The 14,775-nt window shown below is 42.0% G+C and carries 16 protein-coding genes and 1 pseudogene; 6 read left to right on the forward strand and 11 right to left on the reverse strand.

Annotated features, from left to right (window positions below):
- Positions 1–10: 10 nt before the first annotated feature.
- Positions 11–556: a GNAT family N-acetyltransferase gene (locus C8D76_RS05945; RefSeq protein ID WP_116631876.1), complete on the reverse strand. Its 546-nt coding sequence runs from the start codon at positions 554–556 to the stop codon at positions 11–13.
- Positions 556–1,914, reverse strand: coding sequence for an adenylosuccinate lyase (gene purB / locus C8D76_RS05950; protein ID WP_116631877.1), 1,359 nt, complete (start codon positions 1,912–1,914; stop codon positions 556–558). Before purB ends, C8D76_RS05945 begins: the two co-directional genes overlap by 1 nt.
- A 255-nt stretch (positions 1,915–2,169) precedes the next feature.
- Between purB and gorA the strand changes: the two genes are divergently transcribed.
- Complete coding sequence (gene gorA, locus C8D76_RS05955; RefSeq protein ID WP_116631878.1) at positions 2,170–3,540, forward strand: glutathione-disulfide reductase; 1,371 nt, start codon at positions 2,170–2,172, stop codon at positions 3,538–3,540.
- Between the two features lie 161 nt (positions 3,541–3,701).
- Here the strand turns inward: gorA and C8D76_RS05960 are convergent, their stop codons facing one another.
- The gene (locus C8D76_RS05960) at positions 3,702–4,022 is read right to left on the reverse strand and encodes a DciA family protein (RefSeq protein WP_116631879.1); all 321 of its coding nucleotides are present in this window, start codon (positions 4,020–4,022) and stop codon (positions 3,702–3,704) included.
- A gap of 110 nt (positions 4,023–4,132) precedes the next feature.
- Here C8D76_RS05960 and secM point away from each other — a divergent pair, with 110 nt between their 5' ends.
- From secM to mutT, 3 genes are all read left to right on the forward strand, one after another.
- Complete coding sequence (gene secM / locus C8D76_RS05965; protein WP_133241335.1) at positions 4,133–4,435, forward strand: secA translation cis-regulator SecM; 303 nt, start codon at positions 4,133–4,135, stop codon at positions 4,433–4,435.
- Between the two features lie 80 nt (positions 4,436–4,515).
- Positions 4,516–7,221, forward strand: a complete 2,706-nt coding sequence (gene secA / locus C8D76_RS05970) for a preprotein translocase subunit SecA (RefSeq protein ID WP_116631881.1) — start codon at positions 4,516–4,518, stop codon at positions 7,219–7,221.
- Between the two features lie 104 nt (positions 7,222–7,325).
- Positions 7,326–7,727: an 8-oxo-dGTP diphosphatase MutT gene (mutT, locus tag C8D76_RS05975; protein ID WP_116631882.1), complete on the forward strand. Its 402-nt coding sequence runs from the start codon at positions 7,326–7,328 to the stop codon at positions 7,725–7,727.
- Positions 7,728–7,770: 43 nt separating this feature from the next.
- Here mutT and C8D76_RS05980 read toward each other — a convergent pair whose 3' ends face one another.
- From C8D76_RS05980 to ppdD, 7 genes and pseudogenes are all read right to left on the reverse strand, one after another.
- Entirely contained in the window at positions 7,771–8,034 is a 264-nt protein-coding gene (locus C8D76_RS05980) for a GNAT family N-acetyltransferase (protein ID WP_116631883.1), read from the reverse strand.
- 9 nt (positions 8,035–8,043) lie between these two features.
- Complete coding sequence (gene yacG, locus C8D76_RS05985; RefSeq protein WP_116631884.1) at positions 8,044–8,247, reverse strand: DNA gyrase inhibitor YacG; 204 nt, start codon at positions 8,245–8,247, stop codon at positions 8,044–8,046.
- Positions 8,244–8,861 (reverse strand): dephospho-CoA kinase, encoded by a 618-nt coding sequence (gene coaE / locus C8D76_RS05990; protein WP_116631885.1) that lies wholly within the window; start codon positions 8,859–8,861, stop codon positions 8,244–8,246. Before coaE ends, yacG begins: the two co-directional genes overlap by 4 nt.
- Before the next feature lie 28 nt (positions 8,862–8,889).
- Complete coding sequence (locus tag C8D76_RS05995) at positions 8,890–9,576, reverse strand: prepilin peptidase (protein WP_116631886.1); 687 nt, start codon at positions 9,574–9,576, stop codon at positions 8,890–8,892.
- Positions 9,573–10,808, reverse strand: a pseudogene (locus C8D76_RS06000) (type II secretion system F family protein). The gene C8D76_RS05995 and the pseudogene C8D76_RS06000 overlap by 4 nt, the downstream one beginning before the upstream one ends.
- Positions 10,805–12,208 (reverse strand): GspE/PulE family protein, encoded by a 1,404-nt coding sequence (locus tag C8D76_RS06005; RefSeq protein WP_116631887.1) that lies wholly within the window; start codon positions 12,206–12,208, stop codon positions 10,805–10,807. The pseudogene C8D76_RS06000 and the gene C8D76_RS06005 overlap by 4 nt, the downstream one beginning before the upstream one ends.
- Positions 12,209–12,226: 18 nt before the next feature.
- Positions 12,227–12,670, reverse strand: a complete 444-nt coding sequence (ppdD, locus tag C8D76_RS06010) for a prepilin peptidase-dependent pilin (RefSeq protein ID WP_116631888.1) — start codon at positions 12,668–12,670, stop codon at positions 12,227–12,229.
- 106 nt (positions 12,671–12,776) lie between these two features.
- On the opposite strand from ppdD, the gene ampD reads away from it, so the two are divergent.
- On the forward strand, positions 12,777–13,340 hold the full coding sequence (ampD, locus tag C8D76_RS06015; RefSeq protein WP_116631889.1) for a 1,6-anhydro-N-acetylmuramyl-L-alanine amidase AmpD: 564 nt from the start codon (positions 12,777–12,779) through the stop codon (positions 13,338–13,340).
- Here the strand turns inward: ampD and mazG are convergent.
- On the reverse strand, positions 13,337–14,125 hold the full coding sequence (gene mazG / locus C8D76_RS06020) for a nucleoside triphosphate pyrophosphohydrolase (RefSeq protein WP_116631890.1): 789 nt from the start codon (positions 14,123–14,125) through the stop codon (positions 13,337–13,339). The genes ampD and mazG overlap by 4 nt on opposite strands.
- Positions 14,126–14,284: 159 nt before the next feature.
- On the opposite strand from mazG, the gene uspA reads away from it, so the two are divergent.
- Positions 14,285–14,713, forward strand: a complete 429-nt coding sequence (uspA, locus tag C8D76_RS06025) for a universal stress protein UspA (protein WP_116631891.1) — start codon at positions 14,285–14,287, stop codon at positions 14,711–14,713.
- Positions 14,714–14,775: the final 62 nt, after the last annotated feature.

Genomic DNA, 14,775 nt, shown 5'->3' on the forward strand with positions numbered 1-14,775 from the left:
GCATTTCCTTTTAGTTCGTAAATTTTGTTCGATTTGGATTGTGTTTTTTCCACAATGCAAACAGTTCATGATTTAAAATTTTACGGTAATAAATTGTGGTGTGATCTGGGGTTAAATCCGCACGGCCCACTTCTTCAAAACCATAGTGAATATAAAATTGTGATAACCACGGGTGATTTGCTGCCGTCCCGAGGGTGACAAAGGGAACATTGAGCTGTTTAATTAACACTTCTCGCTCAACCCAAGCAAGCATTTTTGCCGCTAAACCCTGTTTTTTGTAGTCAGGCGATGTGGCAACCCAACCAATGTGTGGCACACCGTATGGACCTGGGTTATTGCCCCAAGGCAGACGTAAACTAATCGTGCAAGCAAGTTTGTTATCAATAAATAAACCGTAAGCAAAATTGGTTTTTAAGTGGGTTTCAATGCTTGTAAGATCCGCTGTTGCTGCGGCAAAGTTAATCCCCAATGCAGTTACGGGCTTATAGGCTTTATGTACCAAGTTTTGATACTCAACGGCATCAAGTGCGGTCAGTTTTCGGTATATTTCTGCCATTAAAGTAAACCTGATTTTTCTGCGTAATTAATGACAACATCGACTTTTTGTGGCGCAGAACCTAAGTAATTCTCTGGTTTTAGCCATTCCGCCAATTCTTCACGTTTGAAGTTTTTGGCGAGTTCTGGCGTTTCCATTAAAACGTCTAAAAATGCACGTTCTTGCTCAAATGCTGCCATTGCACAATCATAGACGATATGGTGTGCTGTTTGCTTTCCTAAACGAGTGCCCAATTCAAACATCACTTTTTCTGAAAGTAACAAACCATTTTGCATTTCAAGGTTTTTCAGCATTTGTTTTTGATTAACTTTCATATCACGCAATACGGCTAGGGCAATGCTTAATTGTGCTGCGATATACATATTAATTTCAGGCAACGCAATCCATTCTGCACGCCAGCTCATGGCATCGCGCTCGTGTTCAACACGCATAGATTCGTGAATTAATGCCACTGATTTGAATAATGGCGAAGTTAAACTTGCCAATCCTTCAAGCATAGCAGGGTTACGTTTTTGTGGCATGGTTGATGAACCAATTTTGCCCGCGCTGAATGGTTCTTCCACTTCATTAATTTCTGTTCGCATTAAATTATAAAATTCATTACCAATTTTACCTAATGTGCCGCTGATTAATGCGATAACCGAAGCATATTCAGAAAAACGATCGCGTGCAGATTGCCAGCCAATATTTGGCGTATTTAAGCCTAATAAATCTAAGGTGCGTTTTTCCACTTCTGGGCCTTTCTCACCAAATGAAGCATAAGTACAGATCGCACCGTTAATATTACCCACTAATACACGTTCTTTAATTTCTTTTAAACGCTCTAAATGACGCACAAATTCGTCTAGCCAAACAGCCAATTTGAAACCAAATGTGGTGGGCAGCGCTTGCATGCCATGAGTGCGCCCGACCATAGGTGTATATTGATATTTTCTTGCTTGAATTTTTAATTCGTTTGCCACCAATTTTGCGTCGCGTTCAATAATGGCAAAGGCTTCTTTTAATTGCAAAACAGCGCCAGTATCTACAATATCTTGTGTTGTTGGTCCATAATGCACAAACTCGCCTGCATCACCCGCTTGGCTTTGCAATGCATTAATAGTTGCCATAAATGAATGTTTTAATCGAGCGATTTCTTGCGCTATTATTTCTAAATCAAATTTCTCAGGATCGGCTCGTTCGGCAATTTTTTGTGCTGCATCGGCGGGAATTACACCTAATTCTCCTTCTGCTTTGGCAAGTGCTACTTCAATTTCAATATGTTTTAATAAGCGATTTTTTTCATCCCACACTGCACGCATTTCTGGCGTGCTAAAATTATTTCCTAATGTGGCGAAGTCGATAATATGTGAAGCCATTTAATTTTCCTTATTGCAAATTTCGATGCATTGTACGAAACCGCCAGTTAGACACAAATATCAATCTACACTAACTTATGTTATTTAGTTATATAAAATGACTTGATTTTATAAGCACTCTTAAAGTGCGGTCAAAATTTGTTAAATTTTAGATTGATAAAACCGATTAAACCAATTTACCTAGGCTTTTGCCTTTTATGGGTATTTTCGGCAAAATAGTAGCCAATATTTTTCATATAAATAGGAAACAGAATTATGACAAAACATTATGATTATTTAGCAATTGGTGGCGGTTCGGGCGGGATTGCCTCTATTAACCGTGCGGCAAGTTATGGCAAGAAATGTGCGATTATTGAAGCCAAACACCTTGGTGGAACTTGCGTGAATGTAGGTTGTGTGCCGAAGAAATTGATGTTTTATGGTGCCCAAATTGCCGAGGCTATTCACAATTATGCACCAGATTATGGTTTTGATGTGGAAGTAAAAGGCTTTGATTTCGCTAAATTAGTGGAAAATCGCCAAGCCTATATTGGTCGCATTCATACTTCTTACAATAACGTATTGGCAAAAAATAATGTGGATGTGCTGAATGGTTTTGCAAAATTTGTTGATGCAAAAACCGTGGAAGTGCGTTATGCCGATGGTTCAACTGAGCAAGTTACCGCAGATCATATTTTAATTGCAACAGGTGGTCGCCCGAGTATTCCGAATGTGAAAGGCGCGGAATATGGGATTGATTCAGATGGTGTTTTTGCTTTAAAAGCATTGCCTAAACGTGTCGCCGTGGTCGGAGCAGGTTACATTGCCGTTGAGCTATCTGGCGTGTTTAACAGTTTAGGCTCTGAAGTGCATTTATTTGTGCGCAAGCACGCACCATTGCGCCAGCAAGATCCATTAATTGTGGAAACCTTGGTTGAAGTGCTAGCGCAAGACGGCATTCAGCTGCATACTAATGCAATTCCACAAGAAGTAGTGAAAAATGCGGATGGTTCTTTAACCTTGAAATTGGAAGACGGACGTGAAACTGTCGTTGATAGTTTAGTGTGGGCGATTGGTCGTGAGCCAGCCACTGATGTAATCAATCTTGAAGCAACGGGCGTTGAAACGAATGAACGAGGTTTTATTAAAGTCGATAAATATCAAAATACCAATGTGAAAGGCATTTATGCGGTGGGGGATATTATTGAAGGCGGGATTGAACTCACTCCTGTTGCCGTGGCGGCTGGGCGCCGTTTATCAGAGCGTTTATTTAATAATAAACCGAACGAGTATTTGGATTACAATCTGGTGCCGACTGTGGTATTCAGCCATCCGCCAATTGGTACGGTGGGATTAACAGAGCCAAAAGCCATTGAAATTTATGGCGCAGAAAACGTGAAAGTGTATAAATCTTCATTTACGCCAATGTATTCTGCAGTCACACAACATCGTCAGCCTTGCCGTATGAAATTAGTTTGCGCGGGGAAAGACGAAAAAGTGGTGGGTTTACATGGCATCGGTTTCGGCGTTGATGAAATGATTCAAGGCTTTGCTGTCGCCATCAAAATGGGGGCAACAAAAGCGGATTTTGATAATACCGTGGCAATCCACCCAACAGGCTCGGAAGAGTTTGTTACTATGCGTTAGTCTTTATTGACAAAGCACCGTTCTTTAAAATCTCTCTTTTTTATAGGGAGAGATTTTTTATCTAAGAAATTTAATCGAATAACTGTTTCGTATTTTAAGGCAATCTTGGGAGCAAGCCGTTAAAACCTAAAAGTGCGGTCAAAATAAGTGAAGTTTTTCTGCTATTTAGGGCTTAATTGAGGATTAATGCGAAAATTAAGTCGAGTAATTTCAGGATGTTGCAGCTGAATTAAAGAGAGCAATTCTTGCTGGCGGAATAAAAATCCTTGTCGCACCACTGCGCTGATTACATCAATATTAAGGCTATTTTCATCAAAATTCACAATCTGATATAACCCATTAAAATGGCTAGGAAAAATAGATTTTATCTGATTGTTCAATTCATTTAAAAGCAAGCCTTTTTTCATCACACCTGCAAGGTTTGACGTTTCTAGCAGCTCTTTGATATTCATCGCTTTTTGATAGCGTTTTGTTTTATCCATTTTATTTCCCAAGCTAGATCTTGATTTTGCTAAATCGATCCCAATAATAGCGACATTGTAGCGAATTTCCGTTATAATCCGAAAACTTTTTCATTTTTACTGAGTTGATTTTGAATAACTTACATAAACGTACGCATTTTTGGTCGCACTTGCTATTGAGCATGATTGCACTTTTGACGTTGCCGCAGGTGCAAGGTGTAGAGCGTGCGCAAACATTGCATTTAGAATATCAAAATCAGTCGCTACAAACGCAAGCCGCGCATTCGGTTTTTGCGCAAGCTGAACAATATCCGCAAGCGAAAACCGTACGCCCAGCGCAGCAATCTATAAAATTTAATAAAATTTCACCGCACTTTGTGGCGAAAATTTTCTCTCCATCTGCGCCAATTCGTGGCAGCCCCTTGTTTTCTTAATTCTCTTTTAAACCCCAGTCACTCGCTCTAAATAGTGGGTATATTATTTATTTGAAATTAAGAAATTAAAGAAAATCATTATGTTAAGAACAATTGCAACAAAAATTTTTGGTAGTCGTAACGAGCGTATTTTACGCCGTTTAAATAAAGATGTTAAAAAAATCAATGTCTTAGAACCAAGTTTCGAAGCGTTGACGGATGATGAATTAAAAGCGAAAACAGCAGAGTTTCGTACGCGTTTATCAAATGGTGAAAGCCTACAAGCGCTTTTGCCAGAAGCCTTTGCCACTGTGCGTGAAGCCAGTAAACGTGTTTTAGGCATGCGCCATTTCGATGTTCAACTTGTGGGCGGTATGGTGCTGACCAACCGTTGTATCGCTGAAATGCGTACGGGGGAAGGGAAAACCTTAACGGCAACCTTACCTTGCTATTTGAATGCATTGACTGGAAAGGGCGTGCATGTGGTAACCGTGAATGATTATCTTGCACGCCGCGATGCGGAAACTAACCGCCCGTTGTTTGAATTTCTTGGTATGACGGTGGCGGTTAATGTGCCGGGTTTGCCGCCAGAAGTGAAACGTGAGGCTTATCAAGCAGATATTACTTATGCGACCAATAGCGAATTGGGCTTTGACTATTTGCGTGATAATTTAGCGCATAGCGCGCAAGAGCGTTTCCAACGCCCATTACACTATGCTTTGGTGGACGAAGTGGATTCCATTTTAATTGATGAAGCGCGTACACCATTGATTATTTCAGGCCCTGCGGCAGATAGCTCAGAGCTTTATATCGCGATTAATAAATTGATCCCAACCTTGGTTGAGCAAGAAAAAGAAGACAGCGATGAATTCCAAGGTGATGGCGATTATTCCTTAGACTTGAAAAATAAACAAGCCAATCTCACTGAGCGCGGTTTAGAAAAATGTGAAAATTGGCTCATTGCTCAAGGGCTAATGGGCGAAGATGAAAGCTTATATTCGCCAGCGAATTTAACTTTATTCCACCATATTTCTGCGGCATTGCGTGCGCATACCTTATTCCAAAAAGACGTGGATTATGTGGTGAAAGATGGCGAAGTGGTGATTGTTGATGAACACACAGGGCGTACAATGGCAGGACGCCGTTGGTCTGATGGATTACACCAAGCGATTGAAGCCAAAGAAGGCGTTCGTATTCAAGCTGAAAACCAAACTGTGGCGTCTATCACCTATCAAAACTACTTCCGTTTATATGAAAAATTAGCGGGTATGACAGGGACTGCGGATACAGAAGCCTTCGAATTCCAACAAATTTACGGCTTGGAAACCGTTGTGATCCCGACCAACCGACCAATGATTCGTGATGATCGTACGGATGTGATGTTTGAAAATGAACAATACAAATTCGATGCGATCATTGAAGATATTAAAGATTGTGTCGCGCGTCATCAGCCTGTTTTGGTAGGGACGATTTCTATCGAAAAATCAGAGGCACTTTCTGCGGCGTTAACCAAGGCAGGCATTAACCATAGCGTATTGAATGCCAAATTCCACGCACAAGAAGCAGAAATTGTGGCGAATGCGGGTTATCCAGGGGCGGTGACTATCGCAACCAATATGGCAGGCCGTGGTACAGATATTGTGCTAGGCGGTAACTGGAAAGCCGAAGTGGCTAAGTTAGACAATCCAACCGATGCGCAAATTGAAGAAATCAAAGCCGCATGGCAACAACGCCATGACATTGTTATGCAAGCGGGTGGCTTACATATTATTGGTACTGAACGCCATGAATCGCGCCGTATCGATAACCAATTGCGTGGTCGTTCTGGTCGCCAAGGGGATCCAGGTTCATCTCGTTTCTATTTATCATTAGATGATGCGCTTATGCGTATTTACCTTAATGAAGGCAAACTGAATATGATGCGCAAAGCATTCAGTTCTCCGGGTGAAGCGATGGAATCTAAATTGTTGGCTAAAGTGATTGCACAAGCGCAAGCAAAAGTGGAAGCGCACAACTTTGATGGGCGTAAAAACTTATTGCAATATGATGATGTAGCGAACGATCAACGCCATGCGATTTATGCGCAACGCAACACGTTATTAGATAATGAAGATATTTCTGAAACAATCAATGTTATTCGTGAAGATGTGTTTAACTCGGTGATTGATGAATATGTGCCACCACAATCATTAGAAGAACAATGGAAAATTCCTGAACTAGAAACCCGTTTGCGTAGCGATTTTGCGTTAGATCTGCCAATTCAACATTGGTTGGAAGAAGACAGCAATCTGCATGAAGATAGCTTGCGTGAACGCATTGTGGAAGCGGCAACAGCGGAATATCGCCAAAAAGAAGAATTAGCAGGCGCGGAAAATCTACGCCGTTTTGAAAAAGAAATTATGTTGCAAACCCTTGATGAACTATGGAAAGAGCATTTAGGTTCAATGGACTATCTCCGTCAAGGCATCCATTTGCGTGGTTATGCACAGAAAGATCCAAAACAAGAGTATAAACGTGAATCCTTTGAAATGTTCACCGATATGCTTGAAGCTTTAAAATTAAACGTGATCCGTATTTTAAGCCGTGTGCAAGTGCGCTCAGCCGAAGAAGTTGACCAAGTAGAACAAGCTCATCGTGAAGAGGCGCAACGCCAAGCAGAAGCGAGAGAATACAATGGTCAAACGGAAGAAACCAATGAACAAGTGGCGATAGCAGAAAGCGAACGTAAGATCGGTCGTAATGAGCCTTGTCCATGCGGGTCAGGCAAAAAATACAAACATTGCCACGGCAGTCGTGCCAGTAACTAAGTGCTAACCTGAAAGTGCGGTCGATTTTGACCGCACTTTTGCCGTAACCGATTTTTGTAGCCAATTTCTGTAACTGATGAACAGTGAACTCAAAAGGTGAAATAATGGAGAAGAAAATCACGCACGTTGCAGCGGGGATTATTCGTAATGAATTTGGTCAGCTCTTTCTCACCCAACGTTTAGAGGGGCAAGATTTTGCTCAGTCTTTGGAATTTCCCGGCGGGAAAGTTGACATGGGCGAAACCCCTGAACAAGCGTTAAAACGTGAGTTAGAAGAAGAGATCGGCATTCACGTTCTTAATGCTGAATTGTACGAGCAATTTTTATTTGAATATCCGCACAAGATTTTATACTTTCATTTCTATCTTGTGGAAGAATGGGTGGGCGAACCCTTTGGGCGCGAAGGTCAAGAAGGCTTTTGGCTAGATCAAAAAGAGCTTGATGCAGGGCAATTTCCAGCGGCGAATGCAAAATTAATTCAACGTTTATTAGCGGAAACTTGCTGATTTTTGACCGCACTTTGAATGAAATACTCGGCTTTTGGGCGGCTTATTTTTCACGTTCCCATTTTTTCGCAATATAGCTACAAGTTGGGTGCAAATTTAGCTGTTTTTCTTGCACAAACTGGCGTAAGGCTTGATAAAGCTTATCTGCAACGCCTTGTCCACGCAAGGTTTCGGATACATAAGTATGATGCGCATTAATGGTGTTGGTATTTTCAAAAAAATAATTTAGCTGAGCAATTTTATTGCCCAAACTATCCAATACAAAAAATTCACCTTCTGTCGCATTTTGTTGATGTTCAATCTTCATCTTTTCCCTTTAACGACTTGTCCATTCATCAGAAAATTCAGGGTTGGCGGCGAAATCTGCCGTTTCACAAGGAATGGCTTTCTCTTCATCCGCCCATTCGCCCAAATCAATTAACTGGCAACGTTTGCTACAAAATGGACGATAAGGGCTTTCTGCGCGCCACGCCACAGGCTTTTTGCAAGTGGGGCAAGCAACGGTCAATATTTCAGTCATCGTTTTTCCTCGGCTAATGCTAAATAAGTGTGGTGTAATTCTAACACTTTTTGACGCAATAGATCGCGCGTTTGTGCTATCTCGCCATCATTATTAATGACATCATCTGCATAGCTTAAACGTGTTGCGCGGTTGACTTGCGCATCCATAATTTGCTGGATCAGTTTTTGATTATTCTGATCGCGCAGGCTTGCTCGCTTGAGTTGGGTTTGTTCACTCACATCAATCACCAAAATACGATCACAAAGTGCGGTTAATTTATTCTCAATTAACAATGGCACGACAAAAAGCGTATAAGCAGCAGTTTGTGCTTGCAGTTGGGCAAGCATCGCTTGGCGAATGGCGGGGTGAAGCAAAGCATTGAGCCAATTTTTCTCATTTTCATTGCCAAAGATTAATGCGCGCAATGCAGTGCGGTTTAATTCCCCTGCTTCCGTTAATATTTGATTGCCAAAATGGTCTGCGATTTGGGCGAGTAAAGGCGAGCCTTTTTCCACCACTTGGCGCGCCACAACATCGGCATCTACAATGGGGACACCTAATTCAGCAAAAAACTCAGCAATGGTGCTTTTTCCGCTGCCAATGCCGCCTGTTAATCCAACGATATAGTTCATAGCCTTTCTCAATCCATAATGAATGGCGTTATCCTAGCACATTCAATAGAAAGGCGGCTAGCGCGCCGATACTTAAAAAAGGTGCGAGAGCAATCTGTTGCTGTTTGCTGAACAACGCATAAGCAATGGCGCAGCTGCACGCAATAAAGTAAAAAAGGGGCAACTGCTGCCAAGGCAGAAAACTGCTCAATCCGCTAATCAGCCAGTAATCTCCGCGCCCAAAGGCTTCACGTTGGTAGAGATATTGTGTGAGATGAAAGAAAAGAAAGAATAAAGCGAAACTTAACGCTACACTTTGCAAACTTTGTTCTAAAGAAATGGGCAGAAGTTGCAGATAAGCTGCGCCAACACCTAAACAGGCTAGAAGCTGGCAGAATGTTGGCGAGATTAATTGATATCGCCAATCGATCACGCTGACCGTAATCAATATGGACAAGGTGAATGCTGCGATGAAAGCAGCCAGTAATGAAGAAGAAAATAAGTATTGGCAAAAACCAAAGAGTGTGGCGAAACCTAAAAAATATCGCCATTTTTGACCGCACTTTATGGGCGGCAAACTGATCTTTTGTGGGCGAAAGTGCGGTGGATTTTCAGGAAATATTTCGCAATAAGTGGAATAGACTTCTTGCGCAAGCCGATCATGAAAGTGCGTCCAATAATGGCGAATGGATAAGCCCACCAAACCGCCGATTAAGAAAAATGCGAGCGTTATCATTGGATTATCGATCCAAGGTTAAAAATAGGTAAATACATTCCCAACATAATCAAACCGATCAGCCCGCCAATGATCATCATGAGTACGGGTTCGAGCAGTTGTGAAAGCAGATCAATTTGGTGTTCTAGCTGCTGCTGATAATTTTGAGCGATGTGTTGCAGCATCTGGCGAAGTTGCCCTGCTTGCTCCCCAACTTGCAACATTTACTGCGCTTGCATTGGAAATAAATTGGCGCTAACCGAGCTTGAGAAAGAATGCCCTTGTGTAATGCCGTGCAACATATTTTCCACTTCATGAATGAGCACGATGTCCTCTTGCGCCAGCATTTGGGGTTGCCAAGCCTTTTTCTGCGGCAAAAAGGATTGTAGCGCTTGGTTTAATGGCACGCCAGATTGCAACATAAGCTGTAAGCTACGGCAAAATAGCACAAGACGAGAAAGGCTGAGAATTTTGCCTAAAATCGGTAGGCGAGTCATCATTTTCGCTTTGTACTGATTGATTTTAAGAGAATGACGCAGTTGATATTTTATCAGCCAAATTGCCAGTGCGAATAAAATAACAATATGCCAAAAGTAATGCTGCAACCCATTCGATAACGCCAACAAAATGGCAGTGAACATCGGCAATTCTGTTTGTTTTTCGCCATACATTTCCGCAAATTGCGGCACGATAAATATCAGCAAAAGTGCGGTCAAAATAAGCGAAGTAATTAATATAATGGCGGGGTAGAGCAAAATTTTCTGCATTTTCCGCTGTAAGCTTAAAACCTGTTGCTTATGCTCGGAAATTTGCTGGCACACGGTAGCAAGTTTTCCTGTGATTTCGCCAATTTTGATGAGTTGCCGTTCTTGTGTGCTGAGAAAGGCATTTTGCTTTTCTAGCTTTTGAGATTCTAGGCTTTGCGAAAAAGACAAACCGCTTTCAATATCTGCGATACTGCCGCGCAGCCATTGGTTTAATGGAATATTGACACAATTCTGCAATAAAATTTGTAAGCAAGTTTTAAGTGGAACTGCCGCATTTAATAGGGTTGCCAGCTGTGTTAATAGATCACAAATTTCCGCCTGTTTTGGCTTGTTGAAAAGTTGAATATTGTGTTGAACACGAAGATGTTGCAAGCCACGAGAAAAAAGCACTTGTTTGGCGGCACTCTCACTTTCTGCCACAATCATCCCTTGTTGCCGTTGATTTAGATGATCGGTGGCTTTCCAGCGGTAGAGTTTTAATTTCATTTTTCACTCCCTAACACGCGTTGGATTTCATCTAAATCTGTGATGCCATCATTTACTTTTATCAGCCCCGCTTGATAAAGCGAAGCAAAGTCTGTTTCATAGCGATGATCGTTGTTCAAGTGCGGTTGCAAAAATTGATAAATCCCGATGCGCCCTGCATAACCTTGATGACAATGGCAAATATTTTCTGATTTTTGACCGCACTTATTGTCAGAGCACACAGGACAGCGTTTTCGCACCAAGCGTTGTGCGATGATGAGCAATAAAGCGGTGTTAATTTCTTGCGGTTGAATGCCAAGTTGTTGCAAACGTGCCATTGCTGATGGCGCATCATTAGTATGCAACGTAGAAAGCACCAAATGCCCTGTTTGCGCTGCGCGCAATGCCATACGCGCGCTTTCTTCATCACGGATTTCCCCGAGCATAATGATGTCGGGATCTTGGCGCAGAAAGGTGCGCAATAAACGGCTAAAATCTAAACCAATGGCTAAATTGAGTTGGGTTTGAATAATGCCGTTGAGCTCAATTTCAATGGGATCTTCGGCGGTCATAATGTGTTTGTCGGGCGTGTTGAGATGAGAAAGTGCGGTGTAAAGTGTGATACTTTTTCCGCTGCCTGTTGGACCCGTAACAAGAATTAATCCTTGCGGCTGTTTTAAGGCGTGCTGAAAACGCTGCTGCTGTTCTGCTGTCATTCCAAGTTCAGCAAAATTGAAGTTCACTGGCTTATTTTGTTGCACACGCAGCACGACTTTTTCGCCAAGATAAGTAGGCAATGTGGAAAGCCGAAAATCCAAGATGTCAGAGAATGTGGTTTTAAAATGAAAACGCCCATCTTGTGGCAATCTTGTTTCCGCAATGTCCAGTTTTGCCAGTAATTTTAGACGCGATATTATACGACTTGTCAAGGCAAGGGAGAGAGGCGCTTGCTTTTGCAGCACCCCGTCAATACGAAAGCGTACTTGTAAATGTTGAGTTTGGGGTTCTATGTGAATATCTGAGGCATTTTTTTGTAACGCCTGTTCAAAGATATTATCAAGCAGTTGAATAATGGGTTCGTCTGAATGCTGAGCCGAATCCGTGCTCGGCGTATTTTCAACTTGATAAAAAACAGGGCTTTCTTCCACTTTAAGCGAGAGCGGGGAAAGTTCTTGCAAGAGTCTTTTGAGTTCGACCGTTGATAATAAAACTGGCTCTATACTTTTCCCAGTTAAAAATGAAAAGGTTTCGCAAGCCGAAATGTTGGTCAGACTATCCACGCCTAGCCAGAGTGTTTGTTCATTTTCAGTCAGCGGCAAGGCAAGATAGCGGAGCAACAAGGCTTGCTGCTCCTGATTTTTCGCCCATAAGTGCGGTGAAATTTCAATGCGTTTTCCCTGACTCGTGGTTGCGCTTTTCATTGGTGGCCTTATGTCGCTTTAGTTACAAAATCCAGCGGGGAAAATGGTGGCATCGGGTTTGCAGGCTGTTTGCCAACTGACCCCTTTGGCGGCATTTCCACTTGCCGTTAGTGTATAACTGACATTGTCTAAGGTGTCTTTTCCCGTTGCGGTGATCACCCCAGATGCCACATTAACGCTGGCAACATATTTGCCTAATCCCGCATTGTTGGCTTGAATGCCGTTAGTTCCCGCGCTGCATTGAGTGGCATCACCTGTATTGTAGATGCATAATTCCACTTCTGAACGGTAAGGCGCGGAGGCTTGTAATAATTCGGAAACGGCGGCTTTTTTGGTGTAATTTTGATAAGAAGGAATGGCGACCGTGGCTAAAATAGCGACAATCGCAATCACGATCATTAATTCAATTAAGGTAAAACCTTTGCGAACAGAGATAGAGAATGAAGTGCGGTTAAATTTCATGATGTTTTCCTTTTGTGAGAAAATTTGACCGCACTTTGAAATAATGGGCAAACCCTGTCAAAATGTGCAAAATAAATATGGAATACAGATCACAAAATTTAATTTTATGACGAGCAAAACAGCCTTTAAAATACAGCAAGGGTGGCTAGAACATACACGAAAAGTGCTTTCCCCCCATTTTGATCAACGCCCTGATGGCCAAGATATTTCCTTGTTGGTTATTCATTATATTAGCCTGCCGCCAGAGCAATTTGGTGGTGGATTTATTGATGATTTTTTTCAAGGGAAACTCGATCCAACAGTACATCCTTATTTTGAAGAAATTTATCAAGTTCGGGTGTCTGCTCATTGCTTGATTGAGCGCAATGGGCGTGTAACGCAGTATGTGAATTTTAATGATCGCGCTTGGCACGCTGGCTTGTCTTGTTTTGAAGGGCGGGAGAAGTGCAATGATTTTGCGATTGGCATTGAGCTTGAGGGCAGTAACGAACAGCCTTTTACGGATGAGCAATATCAGGCTTTAACCGCGCTTTCGCAAGCGATTATGCAAACTTATCCGCAGATCAATAAATCGCGCATTGTTGGACATTGTGATATTGCCCCAGAGCGAAAAATCGATCCAGGGCAGTTTTTTGATTGGGAACGTTATTTAGGCAGTTTATCCGCTTAATTTTCTTCTGATTTCACTTCAGTCCATAAGATATCCATTTCCGCCAAAGAGCTTTGCGCAGGGGATTTGCCTTGGGCTGCGAGTTTCTGTTCCACTGCCCGGAAACGGCGCTCAAATTTTTGGTTCGCTTTGCGTAGGGCTTCTTCGGCATCAATGTTTAAATGGCGCGCCATATTCACCGTGGCAAAAAGGAAATCGCCGAGTTCTTCTTCCACTTTTTCTTGCATTAAGTGCGGTCGATTTAGCTCTTGTTTTATTTCTTCTAATTCTTCTTCAACCTTAGCGATGACATCAGGCAGATTGTCCCAATCAAAGCTCACTTTGGCGCATTTCTTCTGCATTTTTTGCGCACGCATTAATGCCGGAAATGCATGCGGAATTGCCGCTAATATTGATTTATCCGTCTGTCCTTGTTTTTCTTGTGCTTTAATTTCATTCCAACGCTCCAAGGCTTCTTTTTCATTGTTGGCTGATTTATCGCCAAAAACATGAGGGTGACGGCGCACGATTTTTTCAGCCACTTCGTTAACCACATCGTCAAAGGTAAATTTTTTCTCTTCGCTGGCAAGCTGGCTGAAAAAGACCACTTGCATTAATAGATCACCTAATTCTTCACGCAAATTTTCAACGTCATTTTTCTCAATGGCATCAATCACTTCATAGGTTTCTTCTGTTAAACAGGGAATCATTGATTGATAATTCTGTTTTAGATCCCACGGGCAGCCGCCATTGGGGTTGCGCAGTTGAGCGATAAGTTTGATAAAGTCTTGGATATTGTATTGCATGATATTTCCCTATTAAACGAGGTGTGGGGCAGTGTATTGCGTAAATGCAAATAATTCAATGAATTTTCAAAATTGTGATCTAGTGCAAGGTTTTTTTTATTTGGGCGCGCTACTATACAGACAACCGAAAGGTTCAACTAATCAGATAAGGAGTTGATTATGTACAAACACGTTTTAGTCGCAGTTGATCTCTCAGATGAGAGCGATTTTTTATTGAAAAAAGCAGTAGGAGTGGCGCAACGTCACGGGGCTAAGCTTTCGATTATCCACGTGGATGTGAACTTCTCCGATCTTTATACTGGTTTGATTGATGTGAATATGTCATCCATGCAAGATCGCATTTCAAGTGAAACTCAACAAGCATTGGTGCAACTTGCTGAAAATGCAGGCTATCCAATTTCCGAAAAATTAAGTGGTAGCGGTGATTTGGGGCAAGTGCTTTCAGATGCGATTGAGCAATATGATGTTGACTTATTAGTCACAGGCCATCATCAAGATTTCTGGAGCAAACTCATGTCATCAACTCGCCAAGTGATGAATACCATTAAAATTGATATGCTGGTTGTGCCATTACACGACGAGGCATAATGCCATTGTTTGAAAACTTATTAAAAATCGACCGCACTTTTGTGGCAAAATCCCAAAGTGCG

This window comes from Alitibacter langaaensis DSM 22999, assembly GCF_003096995.1.
In the GTDB taxonomy this organism is placed as follows: Bacteria; Pseudomonadota; Gammaproteobacteria; order Enterobacterales; family Pasteurellaceae; genus Exercitatus; species Exercitatus langaaensis.